Source organism: Nocardioides sp. JCM 18999, from assembly GCF_055391175.1.
This window is the reverse complement of record NZ_AP043887.1, coordinates 905,685-925,774: the sequence shown is the minus strand read 5'-3', so window position 1 is coordinate 925,774 and position 20,090 is coordinate 905,685. Positions and strand designations below refer to the sequence as shown.

Annotated in this window: 21 protein-coding genes; 13 read left to right on the top strand and 8 right to left on the bottom strand. The window is 70.3% G+C overall.

Going from position 1 to position 20,090, the window contains the following annotated elements; translation table 11 throughout:
• Nucleotide 1 precedes the first annotated feature (1 nt).
• The 5 genes from ACZ5J1_RS04450 to ACZ5J1_RS04430 all read left to right on the top strand — a co-directional run bounded on the left by ACZ5J1_RS04450 (nt 2) and on the right by ACZ5J1_RS04430 (nt 3,792).
• Nucleotides 2-925: a type II secretion system F family protein gene (locus ACZ5J1_RS04450; protein WP_464562909.1), complete on the top strand. Its 924-nt coding sequence runs from the start codon at nt 2-4 to the stop codon at nt 923-925.
• On the top strand, nt 925-2,535 hold the full coding sequence (locus ACZ5J1_RS04445; protein ID WP_464562907.1) for a sensor histidine kinase: 1,611 nt from the start codon (nt 925-927) through the stop codon (nt 2,533-2,535). Before ACZ5J1_RS04450 ends, ACZ5J1_RS04445 begins: the two co-directional genes overlap by 1 nt.
• The gene (locus tag ACZ5J1_RS04440; protein WP_464562906.1) at nt 2,532-3,188 is read left to right on the top strand and encodes a response regulator; all 657 of its coding nucleotides are present in this window, start codon (nt 2,532-2,534) and stop codon (nt 3,186-3,188) included. Before ACZ5J1_RS04445 ends, ACZ5J1_RS04440 begins: the two co-directional genes overlap by 4 nt.
• 162 nt (nt 3,189-3,350) lie before the next feature.
• Entirely contained in the window at nt 3,351-3,563 is a 213-nt protein-coding gene (locus ACZ5J1_RS04435; protein ID WP_464562904.1) for a Flp family type IVb pilin, read from the top strand.
• A gap of 16 nt (nt 3,564-3,579) precedes the next feature.
• The gene (locus tag ACZ5J1_RS04430; RefSeq protein ID WP_464562902.1) at nt 3,580-3,792 is read left to right on the top strand and encodes a Flp family type IVb pilin; all 213 of its coding nucleotides are present in this window, start codon (nt 3,580-3,582) and stop codon (nt 3,790-3,792) included.
• Nucleotides 3,793-3,843: 51 nt separating this feature from the next.
• On the opposite strand, the gene ACZ5J1_RS04425 is transcribed toward ACZ5J1_RS04430, so the two are convergent.
• The 3 genes from ACZ5J1_RS04425 to ACZ5J1_RS04415 all read right to left on the bottom strand — a co-directional run bounded on the left by ACZ5J1_RS04425 (nt 3,844) and on the right by ACZ5J1_RS04415 (nt 6,352).
• Nucleotides 3,844-5,004, bottom strand: a complete 1,161-nt coding sequence (locus ACZ5J1_RS04425) for a hypothetical protein (RefSeq protein WP_464562900.1) — start codon at nt 5,002-5,004, stop codon at nt 3,844-3,846.
• A 17-nt stretch (nt 5,005-5,021) separates the two neighbouring features.
• Complete coding sequence (locus ACZ5J1_RS04420) at nt 5,022-6,011, bottom strand: C40 family peptidase (protein WP_464562898.1); 990 nt, start codon at nt 6,009-6,011, stop codon at nt 5,022-5,024.
• A 134-nt stretch (nt 6,012-6,145) separates the two neighbouring features.
• Nucleotides 6,146-6,352 (bottom strand): hypothetical protein, encoded by a 207-nt coding sequence (locus ACZ5J1_RS04415; RefSeq protein WP_464562896.1) that lies wholly within the window; start codon nt 6,350-6,352, stop codon nt 6,146-6,148.
• A 102-nt stretch (nt 6,353-6,454) separates the two neighbouring features.
• On the opposite strand from ACZ5J1_RS04415, the gene ACZ5J1_RS04410 reads away from it, so the two are divergent.
• The 3 genes from ACZ5J1_RS04410 to ACZ5J1_RS04400 are packed head-to-tail and all read left to right on the top strand — an operon-like array spanning nt 6,455 to nt 9,956.
• Nucleotides 6,455-8,254: a DEDD exonuclease domain-containing protein gene (locus ACZ5J1_RS04410; RefSeq protein WP_464562894.1), complete on the top strand. Its 1,800-nt coding sequence runs from the start codon at nt 6,455-6,457 to the stop codon at nt 8,252-8,254.
• Nucleotides 8,255-8,258: 4 nt separating this feature from the next.
• Nucleotides 8,259-8,537, top strand: a complete 279-nt coding sequence (locus ACZ5J1_RS04405) for an Lrp/AsnC family transcriptional regulator (protein ID WP_464562892.1) — start codon at nt 8,259-8,261, stop codon at nt 8,535-8,537.
• Entirely contained in the window at nt 8,538-9,956 is a 1,419-nt protein-coding gene (locus ACZ5J1_RS04400) for a hypothetical protein (RefSeq protein WP_464562890.1), read from the top strand.
• Here ACZ5J1_RS04400 and ACZ5J1_RS04395 read toward each other — a convergent pair.
• From ACZ5J1_RS04395 to ACZ5J1_RS04380, 4 genes are read right to left on the bottom strand one after another with little or no spacing between them, the layout of a single operon-like run.
• Nucleotides 9,871-11,181 carry a hypothetical protein gene (locus ACZ5J1_RS04395; RefSeq protein WP_464562888.1) on the bottom strand — a complete coding sequence of 437 codons (1,311 nt, stop codon included), beginning with the start codon at nt 11,179-11,181 and terminating at the stop codon, nt 9,871-9,873. The two genes, ACZ5J1_RS04400 and ACZ5J1_RS04395, sit on opposite strands and share 86 nt — an antisense overlap.
• An 11-nt stretch (nt 11,182-11,192) precedes the next feature.
• Nucleotides 11,193-12,224 carry an anthranilate phosphoribosyltransferase gene (gene trpD, locus ACZ5J1_RS04390; protein ID WP_464562886.1) on the bottom strand — a complete coding sequence of 344 codons (1,032 nt, stop codon included), beginning with the start codon at nt 12,222-12,224 and terminating at the stop codon, nt 11,193-11,195.
• Entirely contained in the window at nt 12,221-12,625 is a 405-nt protein-coding gene (locus ACZ5J1_RS04385) for a hypothetical protein (protein WP_464562884.1), read from the bottom strand. The genes trpD and ACZ5J1_RS04385 overlap by 4 nt, the downstream gene beginning before the upstream one ends.
• Nucleotides 12,622-13,581 carry a cytochrome c oxidase assembly protein gene (locus ACZ5J1_RS04380; protein WP_464562882.1) on the bottom strand — a complete coding sequence of 320 codons (960 nt, stop codon included), beginning with the start codon at nt 13,579-13,581 and terminating at the stop codon, nt 12,622-12,624. Before ACZ5J1_RS04380 ends, ACZ5J1_RS04385 begins: the two co-directional genes overlap by 4 nt.
• 144 nt (nt 13,582-13,725) lie before the next feature.
• Here ACZ5J1_RS04380 and ctaE point away from each other — a divergent pair, with 144 nt between their 5' ends.
• The 4 genes from ctaE to qcrB are packed head-to-tail and all read left to right on the top strand — an operon-like array spanning nt 13,726 to nt 17,983.
• Nucleotides 13,726-14,304 (top strand): aa3-type cytochrome oxidase subunit III, encoded by a 579-nt coding sequence (gene ctaE / locus ACZ5J1_RS04375; protein ID WP_464562880.1) that lies wholly within the window; start codon nt 13,726-13,728, stop codon nt 14,302-14,304.
• A 36-nt stretch (nt 14,305-14,340) separates the two neighbouring features.
• The gene (gene qcrC, locus ACZ5J1_RS04370) at nt 14,341-15,219 is read left to right on the top strand and encodes a cytochrome bc1 complex diheme cytochrome c subunit (RefSeq protein ID WP_464562878.1); all 879 of its coding nucleotides are present in this window, start codon (nt 14,341-14,343) and stop codon (nt 15,217-15,219) included.
• A gap of 56 nt (nt 15,220-15,275) precedes the next feature.
• On the top strand, nt 15,276-16,352 hold the full coding sequence (gene qcrA / locus ACZ5J1_RS04365) for a cytochrome bc1 complex Rieske iron-sulfur subunit (RefSeq protein ID WP_464564704.1): 1,077 nt from the start codon (nt 15,276-15,278) through the stop codon (nt 16,350-16,352).
• Nucleotides 16,352-17,983 (top strand): cytochrome bc1 complex cytochrome b subunit, encoded by a 1,632-nt coding sequence (qcrB, locus tag ACZ5J1_RS04360; RefSeq protein WP_464562876.1) that lies wholly within the window; start codon nt 16,352-16,354, stop codon nt 17,981-17,983. Before qcrA ends, qcrB begins: the two co-directional genes overlap by 1 nt.
• A gap of 53 nt (nt 17,984-18,036) precedes the next feature.
• Here the strand turns inward: qcrB and ACZ5J1_RS04355 are convergent, their stop codons facing one another.
• Nucleotides 18,037-18,939: a homocysteine S-methyltransferase family protein gene (locus ACZ5J1_RS04355; RefSeq protein WP_464562874.1), complete on the bottom strand. Its 903-nt coding sequence runs from the start codon at nt 18,937-18,939 to the stop codon at nt 18,037-18,039.
• Between the two features lie 66 nt (nt 18,940-19,005).
• Between ACZ5J1_RS04355 and ACZ5J1_RS04350 the strand changes: the two genes are divergently transcribed.
• Nucleotides 19,006-20,043, top strand: a complete 1,038-nt coding sequence (locus ACZ5J1_RS04350; protein WP_464562872.1) for an LLM class flavin-dependent oxidoreductase — start codon at nt 19,006-19,008, stop codon at nt 20,041-20,043.
• The last annotated feature ends 47 nt before the right edge of the window (nt 20,044-20,090 follow it).

Here is a 20,090-nt window from a genome sequence, read left to right as displayed (position 1 = left end):
GATGGTCGTCCTCCTCGTCCTCGGCGCGATCCTCGTCATCATCGCCATCGTCATCCTCGGGATGGCCCTGCGGAAGGACGACGACGCCACCTCGGTGGACAAGTCGCTCGCCGTCCTGCGTGCCATGACCGATGCCCCCAAAGAACTCACCCGTGACCTGGACAAGCCCTTCGCCGACCGGGTGATCGCCCCCCTCCAGGCCCAGGCGCTGACCGTCGGCCGCCGGATGACCGGCGCCGACTCGGCCGAGCGGTTCCGCGCCAAGCTCGACCTCGCCGGCAACCCGAGCGGGTGGACGGTCGACCGGATCACGGCGGGGAAGGTGCTCAGCGCCGCCGTCGGGTTCCTGGTCGGACTGGCGGCCTCGCTGCTGGTCGCCGACGCGTTCACGATGCGCCTGCTGATCACCGGTGCCGGGCTGGTGCTGGGCTTCTTCGGCCCGAACCTGTACCTGTACCAGCTCGGCTACGACCGCTCGCAGAAGCTCCAGCGTGACCTGCCCGACGCGATCGACCTGATGACGATCAGCGTCGAGTCCGGGCTCGGCTTCGACGCGGCCGTCCAGCAGGTGGCGACCAACACCGACGGCCCGCTGGCCGACGAGTTCGCCCGGATGCTGCGCGAGATGCAGCTCGGCATGGGTCGTGGCGAGGCGCTGCGCTCGCTCGGCGACCGCACCAACGTCCCCGACATCCGCTCGTTCGTCTCGGCGATGGTGCAGGCCGACTCGTTCGGCATCCCCGTCGCCCAGGTGCTGCGGATCCAGTCCGGCGAGATGCGCACGAAGCGGCGTCAGCGCGCCGAGGAACGGGCCCAGCAGGTGCCGGTCAAGATCACGATCCCGTTGATCTTCTGCATCCTTCCCGCCCTGTTTGTTGCCGTGATGGGTCCCGCAGTGATCAACATTCTGGATAACTTCATCTAGTGGACCTCCGCGTCGTCGACCGACTCCCCCTGCGGGTCGCTGTCGTCGTCCGCCTGGTCACCCTTCTGGCACTCGGTGCTCCGGTCCTCTGGACGCGCAGCACGGCCGGGATCGTCGTCCTGGTCGCGGTCGGCGCGGTCTGGCTGCTGGTCACGGTCCTGCAGATCGCCTGGCACCGTTCGCCGTCGATCCCGATCCTGCTCGACGGGCTGCTGATCGGCACGATCTGCGGGATCTCGCTGGACCACACCCCGATCGCCCTCGGCACGCTGGCCGTCCCGCCGTTCACCGCCGCACTCTTCCGGGGCGCCGGGGGCGTGCTGCGGGCGCTGGTGGCCGAGTGCGCCACGCTGGTGCTGTTCGGCACCGTGACCGGTCAGCACCTCACCGGCGAGGCGGTCTACTCCGGGTTCAGCTGGCTGGTCCTCGGTCTCGGCCTCGGCCTGGTCGGCACGTTCATCTACAACTCCGACGACGAGCGGCGTTCGTCGTTGGCGCCGTACCACTACGCCCAGGGCCTGCTGCGCCAGCTGATCGACATCTCCGACGGTCTCGACCGCGGACTCAACGCGGTCACGCTGGCGGGCCAGCTGCTCTGGGTGGTCCGCGAACGGATGCCGTGCAGCGCCATCGCCCTCTACGTGCCCCGCGGCGACGGCCTCACCCCCCTGGTCGCCAAGAGCCCGGACGGCGAGCTCCACCAGCTCGAGGACCTGGCCGCACGCTGCCTGCTGCAGGGCCAGCAGGTGCGTGACTTCCCGGCCTTCGCGCTGCCGCTGGAGGCGGGCAGCGGCGTGACCGCGATCATGGTCGCCCAGCTCACCGAGGGCGACGCCGTGCGCAGCCTGATGACCGAACCGCGCCTCGAGGAGCTCGCCGAGCTCCTCCGGCCGGCGATCGTCCAGCTCGACACCGCTCTGCTCTTCGCCTCGTTCCGCGAACGGGCGAGCACCGAGGAACGACGCCGGCTGGCCCGCGAGATGCACGACGGGGTCGCGCAGGACATCGCCTCGCTCGGCTACCTGGTCGACGCGATCGCGGGCGACGCGACCGTGGACCGGCAGCAGGAGCGGATCGCGATCCTGCGCGACCGGATCACCGCGATCGTCGCGGAGATCCGCCGTTCGCTGGTCAACCTCCGCACCGACATCGGGGAGAGCGAGAGCCTGGGCGCGGCGATCGCCGCGATCGCCCGCAACCTCTCCGAGTCCTCGTCGGTGACGATCAACGTCACCACCGACGAGACCACGCACCGGCTGCGACCCGAGGTCGAGGCCGAGCTCTTCCGGATCGCCCAGGAGGCGATGAACAACGCGCTCAAGCACGCCGAGGCGACCGTGATCGAGGTGCACTGCCAGGTCCGCTCCCCCGCCGCGACGATCACCGTGGCCGACAACGGCCGCGGCATGGGGACCCCGCGCGAGGACTCGCACGGGGTCAAGATCATGCGCGAGCGCGCCGCCCTGGTCGGCGGCGTGCTCGCGTTCACAGCCACCCCGAGCGGAGGTGTCACGGTCACCGTCTCGGTGGCCGATGACAGCGACGGCGGGGCCGAGGAGGTCACCGTGATCGGTGCCTCGTTTGACAGCGATACGAGAGTGGGAGCATGAGCAACGCAGACGCCCCGGTGCGGGTCCTCCTGGTGGACGACCACGAACTGATCCGCGACGGTCTCGCGGGTGTGATCGACCTCGAGGACGACATGACCGTCGTCGGCCAGGCCGGCACCGTCGCCCAGGCCCTCGCGGCCGCCGCGGCCCTCTCCCCGCACGTGGTGATCACCGACCTCCAGCTGCCGGACGGCACCGGTCTCGACGTCGTGCGGCACCTGCGCAAGGCCAGCGACACGATCGGGCTCGTCGTGCTGACCATGCACGCCGGCGACGAGCAGATCTTCGCGGCGATGGAGGCCGGCGCCTCCGGTTTCGTCGGCAAGGACGCCCCGTCGGGCGAGGTCGTCCGGGCCGCGCGGCACTCCGCCGTCTCCCCGCGCTCGTTCGTCTGCGCAGGGCTGGCCCAGGCGATGATGCGCCGGGTGACCTCGGAGTCCACCCGGCTCTCCGACCGGGAGCACGAGGTGCTGCTGCTGCTCGCCGAGGGCCTGGGTGCCAAGGAGATCGGCGACAAGCTGTACCTGAGCGAGTCGACCGCCAAGTCGCACATCGCGAAGATCTACCAGAAGCTCGGCGCGGCCAACCGTGCGCAGGCGTTGGTGACCGCGATGCGGATCGGACTGCTGTCGACCGTCCAGCGTCCCGTGTGACTGAGGACCCTAGTCCCGTAGTCAGAAGTGACTACACCGGTCGGTTCGCTCCGCTGATCCGCTGCTCCGGTCAGGTCCAGCAGGATTACGGCCATGGGGAGCATGGGGCTCCGCAGACAAGAGAGATCAGTCTCTCGGAACTGAACTGACAGGGGTTTCACCATGGTCGACTACCTTCGCATTCTGCTCAACGCTCGCCTCTCCCAGATGGAGGAGCGCGGTGCCTCCGCCGTCGAGTACGGCCTGCTGATCGCCGGTATCGCCGCGGTCGTCGTCGTGGCCGTGGTCGCCCTCGGCCCCGTGATCAAGGACGCCTTCTCCAAGACCTGCAGCTCGGTCAAGGGTGCCGCCACCCTCGCCGGGTCCTGCGCCTGAGAAAGGAAGCATCACCATGCTCGACTACCTCCGCATCGTGTTCAACGCTCGCCTCTCCCAGATGGAGGAGCGCGGCGCCTCGGCCGTCGAGTACGGCCTGCTGATCGCCGGTATCGCAGCAGTGGTGGTGGTCGCCGTGGTCGCCCTCGGTCCCGTGATCAAGGACGCCTTCAGCAAGACCTGCACCGCGGTTCAGGGAGCGGCGACCCTCGCCGGGTCCTGCGCCTGATCCAGAGTCACCGAGGAGGGGCACCGCGCGAGCGGTGCCCCTCCTCTGATTTCACGACCCGGAGCGGACCAGCGCGGCGAGGTCGGCACGCCAGCGGCGGGTGAGCTCGGCGGTGTTCTCACCGATCGTGGTCCGCATCGCCCGGTCCACGGGGGTTCCCTCCCCCACCAGGTCGTAGAACGCGACCAGACCCGCGACGCCGCCGTCCTTCGCCAACCGGACGTTGGCCAGCCAGGCGGCCTCGTACTCGGCGCCGAACCGGTCCGAGGAGGCATCGAAGTCGACGCCGTCGGGGAGATGCTTCGGCACCCCGTCGGCGCGTACGACGTCCGCGATCTGCCCCGCGCTCACCGCGAGCGGCACCTCCACGTCGCGCAGCGCCACGAAGTCGGCGAACCCCTCGGTCAGCCAGATCGGTCGGTGAGTGTCCAGGGCGGCGCCGGTGAGGGCGTGCGTCGCCTCGTGGCTGAGCACCACCTGGGCGCTGGAGTCCTCCAGCCGGCCCATCACCTCGGGGTTGACGAAGACGTGGACCGGGGCGCCGGCACGGGTCGAACCGTCGACCGAGGCGGTGACGGCGGCGACGTTGGCGTAGGTGCCGGGGACGGCGCCCAGCACCCGCTCGAGGTCGGCCGCGGTGGCGGGAACCTCGACGACGAGCGGCCCCCGCGCCTGCGGGAGCGTGTGTCGCACCACGGCGACGGCGCGGTCGGACCACTGCTGGTAGTCGGTGTGGTCGATCCCGGCTGCGGTCACGACGAGGGCGTCGGCCGAGCGGGACGCGGTGACGTCACCCGCCAGCCAGAGCGGCACCCGGCCGGGAGCGGTGAGCCCGGTGACCTCGACCCGGTCGTCGACGGTGCGCAGCTTGACGGTGACGTCCACCGCCGCCGGACGCGGGTCCACGCCGCCGTACGCCCACTGCAGCCGGGCGTTCGCGGCCCAGGTGCCGTCCGGGTGCATGGCACCGCTCTGTGTGACGACCTCGCCGGAGACGTCGGTGAGCTCGAGGCTCGAGGTGTCGGGCGCGGCGCTGCGCTCGGACAGCCAGGCGGTCAGGGCGTCCTGGGCGAGGTCGGTCCGCGCTTCAGGCAGCGAGGTGGTGCGAGGGGTGGCCGTGTGGCTGTTCGGCCGCATCCACCAGGAGGCGCCGATCGCCAGCGCCAGCACGCCGGCGAGCGCGATCCACCACCAGCGGAACTTGCCGCTCACGACCGGAGGGGGCCGGATCAGCCGGGTCGGACGGCCCCGACGTAGGGCATCGAGTACAGGCCGGAGACCTTGACGCCCTCACCGGGACGGGCGGCGTGCACGATCATGCCGTTGCCGATGTACATGCCGACGTGGCTGATCGGCGAGTAGTAGAAGACCAGGTCGCCGGGGCGCAGGTCGCTGGTCGCGACGTGCGGGCCCGAGCTGTACTGCGCGCGCGAGGAGTGCGGCAGCGCGACCCCGGCCGCGGCCCAGGCCATCATCGTCAGGCCGGAGCAGTCGTAGGCGTTGGGCCCGGTGGCACCCCAGACGTAGGCGTCACCCAGCTGGGCGGTCGCATAGGCGATCGCCGCGGCGGCGCGGCCCTCGGCCGGGATGTCGGTGGGCAGGCGCATGTCACCGCGGGAGAGGATCGCCTCGCGCTCGGCGGCCTGCAGCTTGCCGAGCAGCTCCTTGGCCTGGGCCAGCTTGGACTCGACGGTCTTCTTGGTCGCGGCGAGCTTCTGCTCGGTCGCGGCGACCTCGTCGGCGCGGTCCTGGGTGGCCTCGTGGCGCAGGTCGAGCGCCTTCGCCTGGGTGGCGTAGTCGTCGTACAGGCTGGTCTGGAGGTCCTCGAAGGAGGACATCGTGGTCAGCTGGCCGAGGAACCCGTTCGGGTCGTCGGAGAGCACGACCTGGCCGACGGCCGAGAGGTTCGAGCCCTCGAAGGACTGGAGCATCGACTCGCGCAGCTGCTCCTTGGCATCGGCGAGGACCGCGCCCTGGCGGGCCTCGTCGGCCTTGAGGCTGACCAGCTCGCGCTTGAGCGCGCTCAGCCGGAGCTGCGCCTCGGCGTGGCTCTCACCGGCCTGCTCGGCCTGCTGGTTGAGGGCGTCGACGCGCGCCTGGACGTCCTTGACGTCCGGCTTGGCCTCCGCCGGGGTCGTGGAAACGAGGCCGAGCGTCGTAGCGAGTGCCAGACCCGCTACCGCTGCGACCGCGCGTGAACGGCTCCGAACGACAACCACCCGGGCACCCTACCCAGGGGTGCTGGGCGATCCAAACGGGCGGTCGGGCGTGTCCGTCGACACCGGTGTCACTTGCGACACACCAGCCACTGGAACCCCAGTGGCCTCAGGTGTCACACGGGACCGTCCCCGGGCTAGGCGGACTCGATCACAGGCCCCGGTTCGGGCCTGACCATCCGCAGCGGAGGCACCAGGCCGCCGACGGCCAGCACGTCGAGGGCGCGCTGCTCGTCGTCGTCGAAGGCCAGCTCGGGAGGCGGCCCGAGCAGCACCGTGACGACGCAGTCGTCGCACGCCAGTCCACGCACCACGCAGGTCCCGCAGTCGATCCGAAGGTTCATGCGGCGACCATCACACCGACCACCGACAGAACCGGAGACAGAACCGGCCGGCACCGCGCGCCGGTCCCGGTTCTGTCGGCGGCGCGACCTAGCGTCTTCCCCATGGCACGGGCAGGGACCGCCGACCAGGCAGTGGTCGATCAGGCGGGGCGGTGGGAGGCGCAGCGCAGCTTCGACGAGCTCGGCCGACCGCTGCGCGACCTCACCTTCACCGTGGTCGACCTCGAGACCACGGGCGGGTCGGCGGCGGCCGGGTCGATGATCACCGAGATCGGCGCGGTCAAGGTCCGCGGGGGCGAGATCCTCGGGGAGTTCCAGACCCTGGTCAACCCGCAGACCGCGATCCCGGCCTTCATCGCGGTGCTGACCGGGATCAGCGACCCGATGGTCGCCGACGCCCCGATGATCGAGTCCGCCCTGCCGGCCTTCCTCGAGTTCGCCGCCGGCACCGTCCTGGTCGCGCACAACGCTCCGTTCGACGTCGGCTTCCTGCGCCACTTCGCCGACCGGCAGGGCATCGCCTGGCCCGACTTCGAGGTCCTGGACACCGCCCGGCTCGCTCGGCGGGTGATCACCCGCGACGACGCCCCCAACTGCAAGCTGTCCTCGCTGGCGGTGCTGTTCAACGCCACCACGACCCCCAACCACCGCGCGCTCTCCGACGCCCGGGCGACCGTCGACGTCCTGCACGGCCTGATGGAGCGGCTCGGCAACCTCGGCGTGCACACCATCGAGGAGCTGCAGACCTTCTCGGGCAAGGTCTCGGCCGCTCAGCGACGCAAGCGCCACCTGGCCGACGGCCTCCCCCACGCTCCGGGCGTCTACCTGTTCCGCGACGACGGCGAGGATGTGCTGTACGTCGGCACCTCCCGGGACCTGCGCAGCCGGGTGCGGACCTACTTCACCGCTTCGGAGACCCGCTCCCGGATGGGCGACATGGTCAATCTCGCCACCCGGGTCGAGGCGATCACGTGTGCCACCGCGCTCGAGGCGCAGGTGCGCGAGATCCGTCTCATCGGGCACCACAAGCCGCGCTTCAACCGGCGGTCCCGCTTCCCGGAGAAGGCGCACTACCTGAAGCTGACCGTCGAGCCCTGGCCGCGGCTCTCCATCGTCAAGAAGGTGCTCGCCGACGACGCCGACTACCTCGGCCCGTTCGGCTCCCGGCGCACGGCCGAGGGAGTGCTCGAGGCGTTGCACGAGACGTTCCCGATCCGGCAGTGCCGCGACCGGCTGCCCCGCGAACCCTCCCGGTCGGCCTGCGTCCTGGCCGAGATGGGCCGCTGCGTCTCACCGTGCGACGGCACCGTGAGCACCGCCGGGTACAACGCACTGATCGACCAGGTCCGGGCGGCGATGCGCTTCGACGCCGACCCGGTCGTCGACCACTTCGCCCGCCGGATGGTGACGCTCGCGACCGAGGAGCGTTTCGAGGAGGCGAGCGTGCAGCGCGACCGTCTCGCCACGTTCGTCCGGAGCACCGCCAAGGACCAGCGCCGCAGCGCGTTGGTCGGGTGCGACGAGCTGATCGCGACCCGGCGCGAGGACGACGGCCGCTGGCACGTCCACGTGGTCCGGTTCGGCCGGCTCGCCGCGGCCGGGGTGATCCCGTCCGGAGGCGATGCGCACGTCTTCGTCGACCAGCTCCGCCGCGAGGCCGAGACCGTCGGTGGCGGGCTCGGCCCGACGCCCGCCGCCTCGGCGGAGGAGAGTGACCTGATCCTGCGCTGGCTCGAGCTGCCGGGGGTCCGGCTGGTCGACGTGGCCGGTGAGTGGACCTGCCCGGTCCGGGGCGCGGGACGTCACCTCGCGGTCCATGATGCGGTCGAGTCGTCCCGCCGGGACCTCGTACCCTTCGACGACCGGAGGACCCTCACGCCGCTCGCGCACGCGCTACGGTGATCGCGTGATCACCGCCATCGTCTTCGTCAAGGCCGACACCGCCCGGATCCCCGAGGTCGCGCAGGCGATCGCGGACCTGGACGGCGTGAGCGAGGTCTACTCGACGACCGGCCAGATCGACCTGATCGTGATGGTCCGGGTGCGCAACCACGACGAGATCGCCGGCGTGGTCGCCGACCGGCTGAACAAGGTCCCCGGGATCCTCGACACCGAGACCCACATCGCCTTCCGTGCCTACTCGCGCCACGACCTGGAGTCGACCTTCTCCCTCGGACTGGACTGAGTGGCGAGCACTGACCGGAGTCTCGTCACCACGGTGGTGCGGCGAGTCCTCCCGCTCACCCTGCTGGCCGTCACCTGCCTGGCACTCCTGCGTCGTGCGTACGACCCGCTGATCAACCCCGACACCCTGTTCCACCTGCGGTTCGGGGCCGAGTTCCTCAGCGGCGCGTGGCGACCCTGGTCGACCGGCCACATCGGCACCTTCGAGCACGGAGCCTGGGTGCCGACCCAGTGGCTCTCCCAGATCACGATGGCCTGGTCGGAGGAGCACTTCGGGCTGGCCGGGGTCACCTGGCTGCAGGGGCTGCTGTTCGTGCTGATCGTCGCCGCGATGTTCGTCTCGGCCCGACGCCGGGCCAGCCTGCTGGTCTCGGCGGCGCTCGTCCCCCTCGCGGTGCTCGCGATGCTGCCGAACTTCGCGATGCGTCCTCAGCTGGTCTCGTTCGGCTTCATGGCACTCACCGTCATCGCCTGGCAGCGGGCCGGCGAGACCCGGCGCCCGCCGTGGCTGCTGATCCCGCTGGCCTGGGTGTGGGCGATGTGCCACGGCATGTGGGTGCTCGGGGTGGCCTACGGCCTCGTCGCCGCACTCGGTATCGCTCTCGACTCGACCGCCGGCGAGCGTCTCCGGACCGTGCTCCGGCTGGGCCTCGTGCCCGTGCTCGCGGCCGTCGCCGCACTGTGCACCCCGGTCGGCCCGCGACTGCTCAGCGGCGTGCTGCTGGTCAACGACCGCGGCCACTACTTCTCCGAGTGGGCGCCGCCCGACTTCACCCAGGCACCGCAGCTGTGCCTGCTGGCGATGCTCGCGATCGTGGTCCTCGCCCGGATGCGCTCGGGAGTCTCGACGTGGTTCGACTCGTTGATGCTGCTGACCGCGATCGGGTTCAGCGTCTACTCCTCACGCACCGTGCCGATCGCGGCGATCTGCCTGGTCCCGCTCGCGGCCACCTCGCTCGCCCCGTTCGTCGAACCGGCGACCCGACCGACCCGGCGCGAGCTGCTGGCGGTGGGCGGGACGTTCCTGGGCACGATCGCCGCGTTCACGCTGTTCCTGGTCGCCCGCGGCGTGCCCGCGCTGAGCAACCCGGCCTGGGCCGACCGTGAGCTCGCCGCCCTCCCGTCCGGGACGACGGTGCTCGACGACATGGGGTACGGCGGGTACCTGATGTGGAAGTACCCGGACCTGGACGTGGCGGTGCACGGCTATGCGGACGTGTACACCGACGACGAGCTGCGCGACGTCGTCGCGATGGGCAAGGTCGAGCCCGGCTGGGACGACACCGTCGAGGAGACCGGCGCGACGGTGGCGTTCCTGAGCCCGAGGGCCCCGCTCACCTACGCGCTGACCCACTCGCTCGGCTGGACGGTCGTGCACTCCTCGCCGTCCCTGGTGATGCTCCGGGCACCGCACCCCTGATCCCGCCGGCGGCGTGCCAGGCGGCGACACCGAACAGCACCACGAGCGCGACGTTGCGGCCGACCAGCGGGACCACGATCAGCGCCTGGGCCCACCAGCGTTCGTCTCCGGTGAGGGTGTAGCCGAGCGGGAACACCAGGTGCGTGAGCAGCGCCGCCACGCCGAGACCGACGGTCCAGCGACGCAGCGCCGCTCGTTCCACCGGATCGCCCATCATCACCAGCGCCACACAGGTCGGGGCCAACAGCCACATCACGTACTGCGGGCTGAGCACCTTGCCGGCGACGACGTACCCCGCGATCGAGGCCAGCAGGAACCAGATCGCGCGGTCCCGGCGCCGTTCGATCGGCTCGGGGCGCACCCGCCGCCAGGCGATCACCGCGAGACCGACCACCACGAGCAGCAGGCAGGCGGTGGAGACGGTGGCGAGCGTCGCGGCGCCGGGTCCCGCGATCTCGACCGACATCGAGGAGTCGCGGAAGGCGACGACGTACCGGTGATCGCCGAGGGCGCCGAGGAGCACGAGCGGGGTGGCCCACACCGACTCGTACTGCAGCCCCCGGTCGGTCTGGTAGCGCCAGGGGGACCACAGGTGGCTGGGACCGCCGAGGAGCGCCGAGGCCACCAGCAGGACGGCACCGCTGATCGCCGCCCACACCACGACCTGTCGGCGTTGCCTGCCCTCGCTGACCAGGGCCAGCGCCGGGGCGGTGATCAGCGGCCAGTACTTGAGCGCGACCGCCACGGCCCACGCCTGGCCGGCCCGTCGCCCCTCGTGCACCGACCAGAACAGGGCGACCGCGGTCAGCACGGCCGGAAGGAGGTCGAGCCGGAGAAGCGCGGTCGCGCCGAGAGCCGGGACGCCGAGCAGCCAGGCCCACGCCGCCCAGCCGTCGGCGCCGTCCGGGTGCCCGGCCCGTCGTCCCCACCGGTCGAGCCGGGAGAGGAACCACACGTCGACGCAGAGCATCAGCGCGAACAGGGTGAGACCGAAGACCGTCGCCGACGACGCCGAACCCCCGCTGGCCGCCCGCACGACCCAGCACAGGGCCAGCACGAGCGGCGGGTACTCCCGCAGGACCTCGTCGGTGCCGAGGTCACCGACCCGATCGACGCTCTGGGCGAAGTAGGCGAAGTCGGAGGTCGCGTTCCACTCGACGGTCAGGAAGGCGACGACGATCGCCAACCGGGTGACGAACCAGGCGACCAGGACGTTCCGGGACACCGGCGGCGTCCTCAGGCCGTCGCGGCGACCCAGCGCTCGAGGACGGCCTGCGCCGCGCCCGAGTCGATGGCCTCGGCGGCTCGGGCGACGCCCGCAGCGAGGACGTCAACCAGCTCACCCGACTCGCCCGCGTGCACGGCGAGGCCGGCACCGGCGTTGAGCACGACCGCGTCGCGCACCGGTCCGGGCTTGCCGGCGAGGAGGTCGCGCACCACCTGGGCGTTGAACGCCGCGTCCCCGCCGCGGAGGTCCTCGGCGCTGGCCCGGGCGATCCCGAGGTCGGCCGGGTCGATGGCGGAGACCGTGATCTCGCCGCCGCTGACGCGCCAGACCGTCGAGGCGGCGGTGGTGGTCAGCTCGTCCAGGCCGTCGTCACCGCGGAAGACCCAGGCGTCGACGCCGCGCCCGGCGAAGACGCCCGCCATCACGGGGGCCGCCTTGACGTCGGCGCAGCCGATCGCGCTGGCCGACGGGCGAGCGGGGTTGGTCAGGGGGCCGAGCAGGTTGAACGAGGTGCCGATGCCGAGCTCGCGCCGCGGCACGGCGGCGTGCCGCATGGCGGGGTGGAACGCGGCGGAGAACAGGAAGGTGATGCCGACCTCGTCGGCGACCGCAGCGACCCGGTCGATGGGCAGGTCGAGCCGGATGCCGAGGGCCTCGAGGACGTCGGCCGACCCGGACTGCGAGGAGGCCGAGCGGGCGCCGTGCTTGACCACCTTGGCGCCGGCACCGGCAGCGACGAGCGCGGACATGGTGGAGATGTTGACCGACATCGAGCGGTCTCCCCCGGTGCCGACGATGTCGAGCAGCCGGCCGGGGACGGAGATCTGGTTGGCGTTCGCCAGCATCGCCGCGGCCAGGCCGGTGAGCTCGTCGACGCTCTCCCCCTTGGCCCGGAGCGCGACGGCGAAGGCAGCGATCTGGGCGGGAGTCGCCTCGCCGGCGAGGATCTCGCCCATCGCCCACTGGGCCTGTCCGACGCTCAGATCGGCGCGGGCCACCAGCGGCCCGAGGACATCGGGCCACGTCATCTTCGTGCTCATGCTGTCGCGGGAACGCTCTCGTGAAGGACCGCGATCACGGTCTTGGCCAGGACGAGGGGATCGATCGGCTGCGGTACGGCGGCGTCAGCACGCGCCCAGCTCGCCAACCAGGAGTCCTGCGGGCGTCCGGTGAGGACGATCACGGGCGGGCACGAGGCGAGCTCGTCCTTGAGCTGCTTGGCGATGCCGAGACCGCCGGCCGGGACGGCCTCGCCGTCAAGGATGAGCAGGTCGACGCCGGCGTCGGCGTGCTGGATGACGACCGGCTCGGTAGCCACCTCGAGGTACTCGAACTCGGCGAGGTCGGGGTGCGGTCGGACCCCGAGCGCCCGGATGACCTGCTGGCGCGTGTCGATGTCGTCGCTGTAGACGACGACCTTCAGCGGCTTCGCGGCGCTCACGGCCCGGACTCTACTCCCGCGGGACCGGCTCCGGCAGCGGTTGCGGCGGCTCGTTCGCGGGCCTCGAGCAGATCGAGGCGGCGGTCCTCCCGCTGCGCCTCCTTCATCGAGGCGCGCACCCACTGGGCGAAGAGCACGATGAAGAAGACCACGCCGACCAGGTCACCGGCGCCCCACAGGATGCCTCCGGCGGTCTGCTGGTCGGCCATCGGGTCCGGCAGCCAGGCACCCATCGGGCCGTCGTGCAGCGCGGGGTACCAGTCGCCGCCCAGGAGGGTCGACTGGCCCATGATCGTGATCCCCAGGAAGGCATGGAACGGCAGGGTGAGCACCACCAGCAGCACCCGGAAGGGGTAGCCGACCCGACCCGGGATCGGGTCGATCCCCATGATCGGCCAGAAGAACAGCGCGCCGACGAGGACGAGGTGCAGGTGCATCATCTCGTGCACGAAGTCGGAGTGCAGCGAGGCGGCGTACCAGCCGGAGAAGTAGAGCGCCCACGGCGAGATCACGTAGAGCGCGAAGGTGAGCGGCGGGAAGCTGAGCACCTTGACCACGCGGGAGTGCAGCACGCTCAGCAGCAGCCCGCGCGGCGTGCCCGGCAGGGTCCGGAGCGCGAGCGTCACCGGCGCACCGAGTGCCAGCGCGAGCGGGACCAGCATCGAGAGCATCATGTGCTGGCCCATGTGGACGCTGATCAGCGTGGTGTCGTAGGCCGCCCAGCCGGAGGAGGTGGCCAGGTAGAACGCGCCGAGGCCGACCCCGACGAACATGAACGTCCGCCCGATCGGCCAGGCGTCGCCCCGGCGACGCAGCACGTGGACGCCGTACAGGTAGAGACCACCGGCCCAGACGGTCACGATGAACGGGATCGGGGCGATCCCCCACTGCGAGATGAACGCCGACCAGCCGAACGGGGGCAGGTCGAGCGTCGAATCGAGTGCAAGCGTGACCACCCAGCCACTTTAGAACGCCTCCCTGAGCCTCAATCGGGGGGTCGGGGTGCCGATGCCGAGCAGTACCGACATAATGAGCGCGTGGCGACTGCAGCTTCAGCACTTCCAGCATCCCGATTGCACGGGCAGCACGACCGACCGAGCATGGTCCAGGTCGGGACCATCATCTGGCTCGCGAGCGAGTTGATGTTCTTCGCGGCCCTGTTCGCGGCCTACTTCACGATCCGTTCGGTGAGCCCCGAGTTGTGGCCCCAGAACACCGAGAAGCTGAACGTCCCGTTCGCGCTCACGAACACCATCATCCTGGTGCTCTCCTCGGTGACCTGCCAGATGGGCGTGTTCAAGGCCGAGGCCGGCAAGGTCGGCCGCAGCGGCTCGGTCCTCAACCCGCTGACCTGGGGTCTGCGTGAGTGGTTCATCCTCACGTACATCATGGGTGCGATCTTCATCGCGGGTCAGGCCACCGAGTATGCCGCCCTGATCCAAGAGGGTGTGACGATCCCGGACTCGGCCTACGGCACGATGTTCTACCTCACGACCGGCTTCCACGGGATCCACGTGACCGGCGGTCTGATCGCGTTCCTGCTCGTGCTGGGGCGTACCTACGTCGCCAAGCGCTTCACCTACGAGCAGGCGGTCAGCGCGATCGTCGTCTCCTACTACTGGCACTTCGTCGACGTGGTGTGGATCGGGCTGTTCGCCTCGATCTACATCATCAAGTGACGCTTGGATAGCCGAGAAGAAGTAAGGACTTTCACGTTGCGATTCCTGAACCGCTCCGCAGGCCGACTGTCGCGGCACCGTCGCGGCCCCGTGGCCGGACTGGTGCTCCTCCTGGCGGCACTGTTCCTCTCCGGCGGGCTCTACGCCGCCTTCTCCCCGTCGTCGTCGGCCGACGACGCAGCCAGCACCGAGCAGGTGGCGAAGGGCCGTGAGCTCTTCCTCGTCGGCTGTGCCTTCTGCCACGGCCAGAACGGCCAGGGGATCACCGACATCAACGGCGACTGGCTCGGCCCGAGCCTCGCCGGCGTCGGCGCTGCCGCTGTCGACTTCCAGATGGGCACCGGCCGGATGCCGCTGGCCAACCCGGGCCAGCAGGGCCCGGCCAAGGACCAGAACGCCTACACCGACGAGGAGATCGCCGACATCGCGGCGTTCGTCGCCTCGCTCGCGCCCGGCCCGGCGATCCCGACGTCCGAGGACTACTCGACCGAGGGCATGACGGACGAGGAGCGCGAAGCCGCGATCGTCCGCGGTGGTCAGATCTTCCTGACCAACTGCACCGCCTGCCACAACTTCACCGGTGAGGGTGGCGCCATGCCGCGCGGCGGCTACGCCCCCAACATCCTCAACACCAGCGAGCGTCACATCTTCGAGGCCATGCTGACCGGCCCCGGACCGATGGACACCTTCTCCAACGGCAACCTCTCCCCCGAGGAGAAGCGTGACGTCATCGCCTACGTCAAGTCGATGAACGAGCAGCCCGGCTTCGGCGGCTTCGGTCTCGGCAGCCTCGGTCCGGTGAGCGAGGGCCTCTTCGCCTGGCTCGTCGGTATCGGCGGCCTGGTGGGCTTCGCGATCTGGATCGCGGCCCACACGACCCGTACCAACAAGAAGAAGAAGGGCGCTGCAGCGTGAGCACCGACCAGCACACCCCGTCGAACACCGGGTCGCACGCGGAGTCGCACGCAGAACTGAACGTCTCCTCGGACGCACTCCTGCCTGACCCCGGCCTGCACGAGCACACCTGGCGACCGACCGACGTCGACCCGCGCGCCGAGCGTCGCGCCGAGCGTCAGGTCGCCGCGTTCTTCGGCCTCTCGGCCGTCGCCACGGTCCTCTTCGTGGTCTCCTACTTCGCGATCAAGGCCGGCTTCGACGGCGACACGTTCATCGGCCTCGGTGCCTCGAACGTCGCCCTCGGCGTCACCCTCGGTCTCGCACTCCTGTTCATCGGGATCGGCATCATCCAGTGGGCCCGCAAGCTCATGGCGGACGTCGAGCTGAGCGAGGACCGGCACCCGGCCTCGTCCTCCGAGGAGGACCGCTCCGCCACGCTGGCCGCACTCAACGCCGGTCTCGAGGAGGCGGGCATCGGGCGTCGTCCGCTCGTGCGCAACTCCCTCCTCGGCGCGGTCGCCCTGCTGGCCGCCCCGGCCGTCGTGATGCTGCGCGACCTCGGTCCGCTCCCCGACGAGGTCGTCGGCGAGTACCCGGGCGCGGGCCTGGAGCACACCGTGTGGACCAAGGGCATGCGCGTCGTCCGCGACGTCGTCGGTACCCCGGTCAAGATCTCCGACATCGAGATCGGCGACCTGTTCAACGCCCAGCCCGAGGCGATCTTCCCCACTGAGGAGAACGGACTGCCGCCGCTGCACGGCGTCGAGCTCCAGATCGCCAAGTCCAAGGCCGCGATCGTCATGCTCCGGATGGACCCCGACGACATCGTCAGCAACACGACCCGCAACTGGTCGGTCGAGGGCATCGTCGCCTACAGCAAGATCTGCACCCACGTCGGTTGCCCGATCTCGCTCAACGAGCGCACCACCCACCACCTGCTCTGCCCGTGCCACCAGTCGACCTTCGACCTCGCCGACTCCGGTCGCGTCGTCTTCGGTCCGGCCGGCCGGCACCTCCCCCAGCTGCCGCTGGGCGTCGACGACGACGGCTACCTGATCGCGCTCAGCGACTTCGCCGAGCCCGTCGGCCCGTCCTACTGGCAGCGCAACAGCCAATCGCCTGAAGAGGTCCAGAAGAAGGCGGACATCTGATGACCACGACGTCACCTGCCCCCACCACCAAGGTCGGCAAGGCCGCCGAGTGGGCCGACGAGCGCCTCGGCCTCGCCGCGATGGGCAAGAAGAACCTCCGCAAGATCTTCCCCGACCACTGGTCGTTCATGCTCGGCGAGATCGCTCTGTGGAGCTTCGTCGTCCTGCTCCTGTCGGGTGTCTTCCTGACGCTGTGGTTCCAGCCCTCGATGGCGGAGATCACCTACCAGGGCTCCTACGAGCAGCTCCGCGGCGTCAGCATGTCGCAGGCGTACGCGTCGTCGCTGCAGATCAGCTTCGACGTCCGCGGCGGTCTGCTGATGCGCCAGATGCACCACTGGTCGGCGATGCTCTTCATCGGCGCGATGATGATCCACCTGCTGCGGGTCGCCTTCACCGGCGCCTACCGCAAGCCGCGTGAGCTCAACTGGGTGATCGGTTCGCTGCTGCTCCTGCTGGGCACGCTCGAGGGCTTCACCGGCTACTCGCTCCCCGACGACCTGCTCTCGGGCACCGGTATCCGCGCGGCGGACGGCTTCATGAAGGCCACCCCGATCGTCGGCACCTACATGTCGTTCTTCCTCTTCGGAGGAGAGTTCCCGGGTGAGTCGATCATCCCGCGGCTCTACACGATCCACGTGCTGCTCATCCCCGGCCTGCTGCTGGCGCTGATCGCAGCCCACATGCTGCTGCTCGTCTACCACAAGCACACCCAGTGGCCCGGGCCCGGCCGCACCGAGAGCAACGTCGTCGGCTACCCGATGCTGCCGGTGTACGCCGCCAAGGCCGGTGGCTTCTTCTTCGTCGTGTTCGGTGTCACCGCCCTGATGGGTGGCCTGCTGTCGATCAACCCGGTGTGGAAGTTCGGTCCGTACGACCCGACCAAGGTCACGGCCGGCTCGCAGCCTGACTGGTACATGGGGTGGCCCGACGGTCTGCTCCGGATCATGCCCGGCTGGGAGTCCCACTTCTGGGGCACGACCTGGTCCTGGAACGTCTTCATCCCGGTCATCGTGATGCCGATGGTGATGTTCACGATCGTCCTGCTGATCCCGTTCCTCGAGGCCTGGATCACCGGCGACAAGCGTGAGCACCACCTGCTGGAGCGCCCGCGCAACGCGCCGACCCGGACCGCCTTCATGGTCTCGCTGATGGTCTTCTACGCGATGGCCTGGATCGCCGGTGGTAACGACCTGATCGCGATCAAGCTGCACTTCTCGATCAACCAGATCACCTACTACCTCCGGGTGCTGGTGTTCGTCGCTCCGCTGATCGCGTTCTTCGTCACCCGTCGGATCTGCATCTCGCTGCAGCGTCACGACAACGAGATGCTGCTGCACGGCTACGAGTCGGGGGTCCTGATGCGGACCGCCGAGGGTCGCTTCTACGAGAAGCACCTCCCGCTCAACGAGGCCACGGCCTACGCGATGACCGTGCGCGACAACAGCGCCGACGCCCTGGCCGAGGACCCGGGCGAGGGGCTGCGCGGCAAGGCTCGCACGCTGTACTACGCCGACGACGTCGACAAGCCGTCGCTGGAGGAGTACACCGAGGCCCAGGAGCACCTGGCCCACGAGCTGCACGGCTCGGAGAACCACGCCGAGCTCGAGGGTGGCGACAGCCACCACTGAGCCCGCTGAGGAGGGCCCCGTCGGATCTGATCCGGCGGGGCCCTCCTTCGATTTCAGGGAGCCGGCACACCCCACAGGGCGGCGACGTGGCGGGCGTCGGTCCCGCAGCATCCTCCGAGCACGGCGAGACCGGGCAGGAATGCCGACAGCTCGTCGGTGGAGCGGACGAGGAGGCCGAGGTCTCCGATGTCGAGCTCCTCCATGGCGTCGAGCTCCTCGTGGGAGCGACGGGAGGCGTTGGGCCGGAAGAACGTCACCGACTCCTGCCACGCTCCCCCGTCGAGGCCGTGCAGCACGTGCAGCGGGTGGGCGCAGTTGATCCCGTAGAAGTCCGCGGCGGCCGCGGACTCGACCGCGTCGATGGCCTCGCCCAAGGTCGATCCGTCGGGCAGCCGACCGTCGGTCTCGACGGTGAAGGAGACGGCGACCGCCACCGCACTCGTGCGCGCGGCCCGAACCACGCCGATCGCCTCCTCGGCGCCCGTCAGGGTCATCGCGTGGACCAGGTCCGCTCCCCCGGCGGCGAGGGCGCGGACCTGAGGCAGGTGGTACTCCGCCGCTTCGTCGGGGTCGACTCCGTCGCTGGCGAGGTAGCCGTCGCCGCGGGGGCCGACCGAGCCCGAGACCAGGAACGTCGGGAGGCCGAGGGCCTCGAGCTCACCGCGAACGACCTCGGGGGCCGCCCGGTTGATCCGGTCGAGGGCGTCCCGGTCGTAGCCGATGGTTCGTCCCCAGTCCGGGTTCGCGCGCCAGGTCGGCGTCTCCACCAGCAGTCCGGCGTCGGCCGCCACGGCGATCGCGGCGTAGCCCGCGTAGTACTCCTGCAGTGTCCGCCGTCCGGCGGGGTCGTCGAGCAGGGGGAAGCTCGCGAACTCGTCCAACGGCACTCCGCGGTTGAAGATCAGGTCGGTCTCGAGGCCACCGTCCGTCACCCATCGGTTCTCTCCGAGCTCCATGGAGCGCTCCTCAGCCAGGTCAAGGAATCTTCGGGCGGGATCACGTGTTCCGCTATCGTGACTGAGATGAACGTTCAATCCTTGGAGTTCGGCCTCGACACGTTCGGTGATGTGACCCTCGATCCGAACGGTACTCCGCTCCCGCACGCCGCGGTCCTGCGCAACATCGTCGCGGAGGGCGTGCTGGCCGACCAGGTCGGGATCGACGTGTTCAACGTCGGCGAGCACCACCGTGCCGACTTCGCGGTCAGCGCTCCCGAGCTCGTGCTCGCGACCATCGCCGGACGCACCGATCGGATCCGGCTCGGCACGGCCGTGACCGTGCTGAGCTCCGACGACCCGGTGCGGGTCTACGAGAAGACCGCCACGCTGGACGGGCTCTCGGACGGCCGGGCCGAGGTCACCCTGGGCCGTGGCTCCTTCACCGAGTCCTTCCCGCTCTACGGGCTCGACCTGAACGACTACGAGCGGCTCTTCGAGGAGAAGCTGGACCTGTTCGCCCAGCTGCGCACCGAGGCCGCCTCCACCTGGAGCGGGACCGTACGCGGTCCGTTCACCGGCGAGGTCTTCCCCAAGACCGCGGCCGGGTTCCCCGCCTGGATCGGCGTCGGTGGCTCCCCCGAATCGGTGGTGCGGGCCGCTCGCTACGGCTTCCCGCTGATGCTCGCCATCATCGGCGGTGACTCCGCTCGGTTCGCCCCGTACGCGGACCTGTACCGGCGGGCGCTGAGCGAGCTCAACCCGGACGCCGGCAGCCTGCCGATCGGTGTGCACTCCCCTGGCTTCGTCGCCGCCACCGACGCCGAGGCGGCCGAGCTGCTCTTCGAGCACTTCAAGGCCAACCGGGACCGGATCGGTGCCGAGCGCGGCTGGCCGCCGGTGAGCCGGCGCGAGTACGACGCCGAGATCACCGGCGGTGCCCTCTACGTCGGCTCCCCCGACACGGTCGCGGCGAAGATCGCCCGGACGATCGAGGTGCTCGGCGCCCAGCGGTTCGACCTGAAGTACTCCAACGGCACGATGCCGCACGAGCTGCTGATGGAGTCGATCCGGCTCTACGGCACCGAGGTCATCCCACGGGTGCGCCGCCTGCTGGAAGCCTGAGAACGACGAAGCCCCGACTCATCCGAGTCGGGGCTTCGTCGTTCAGT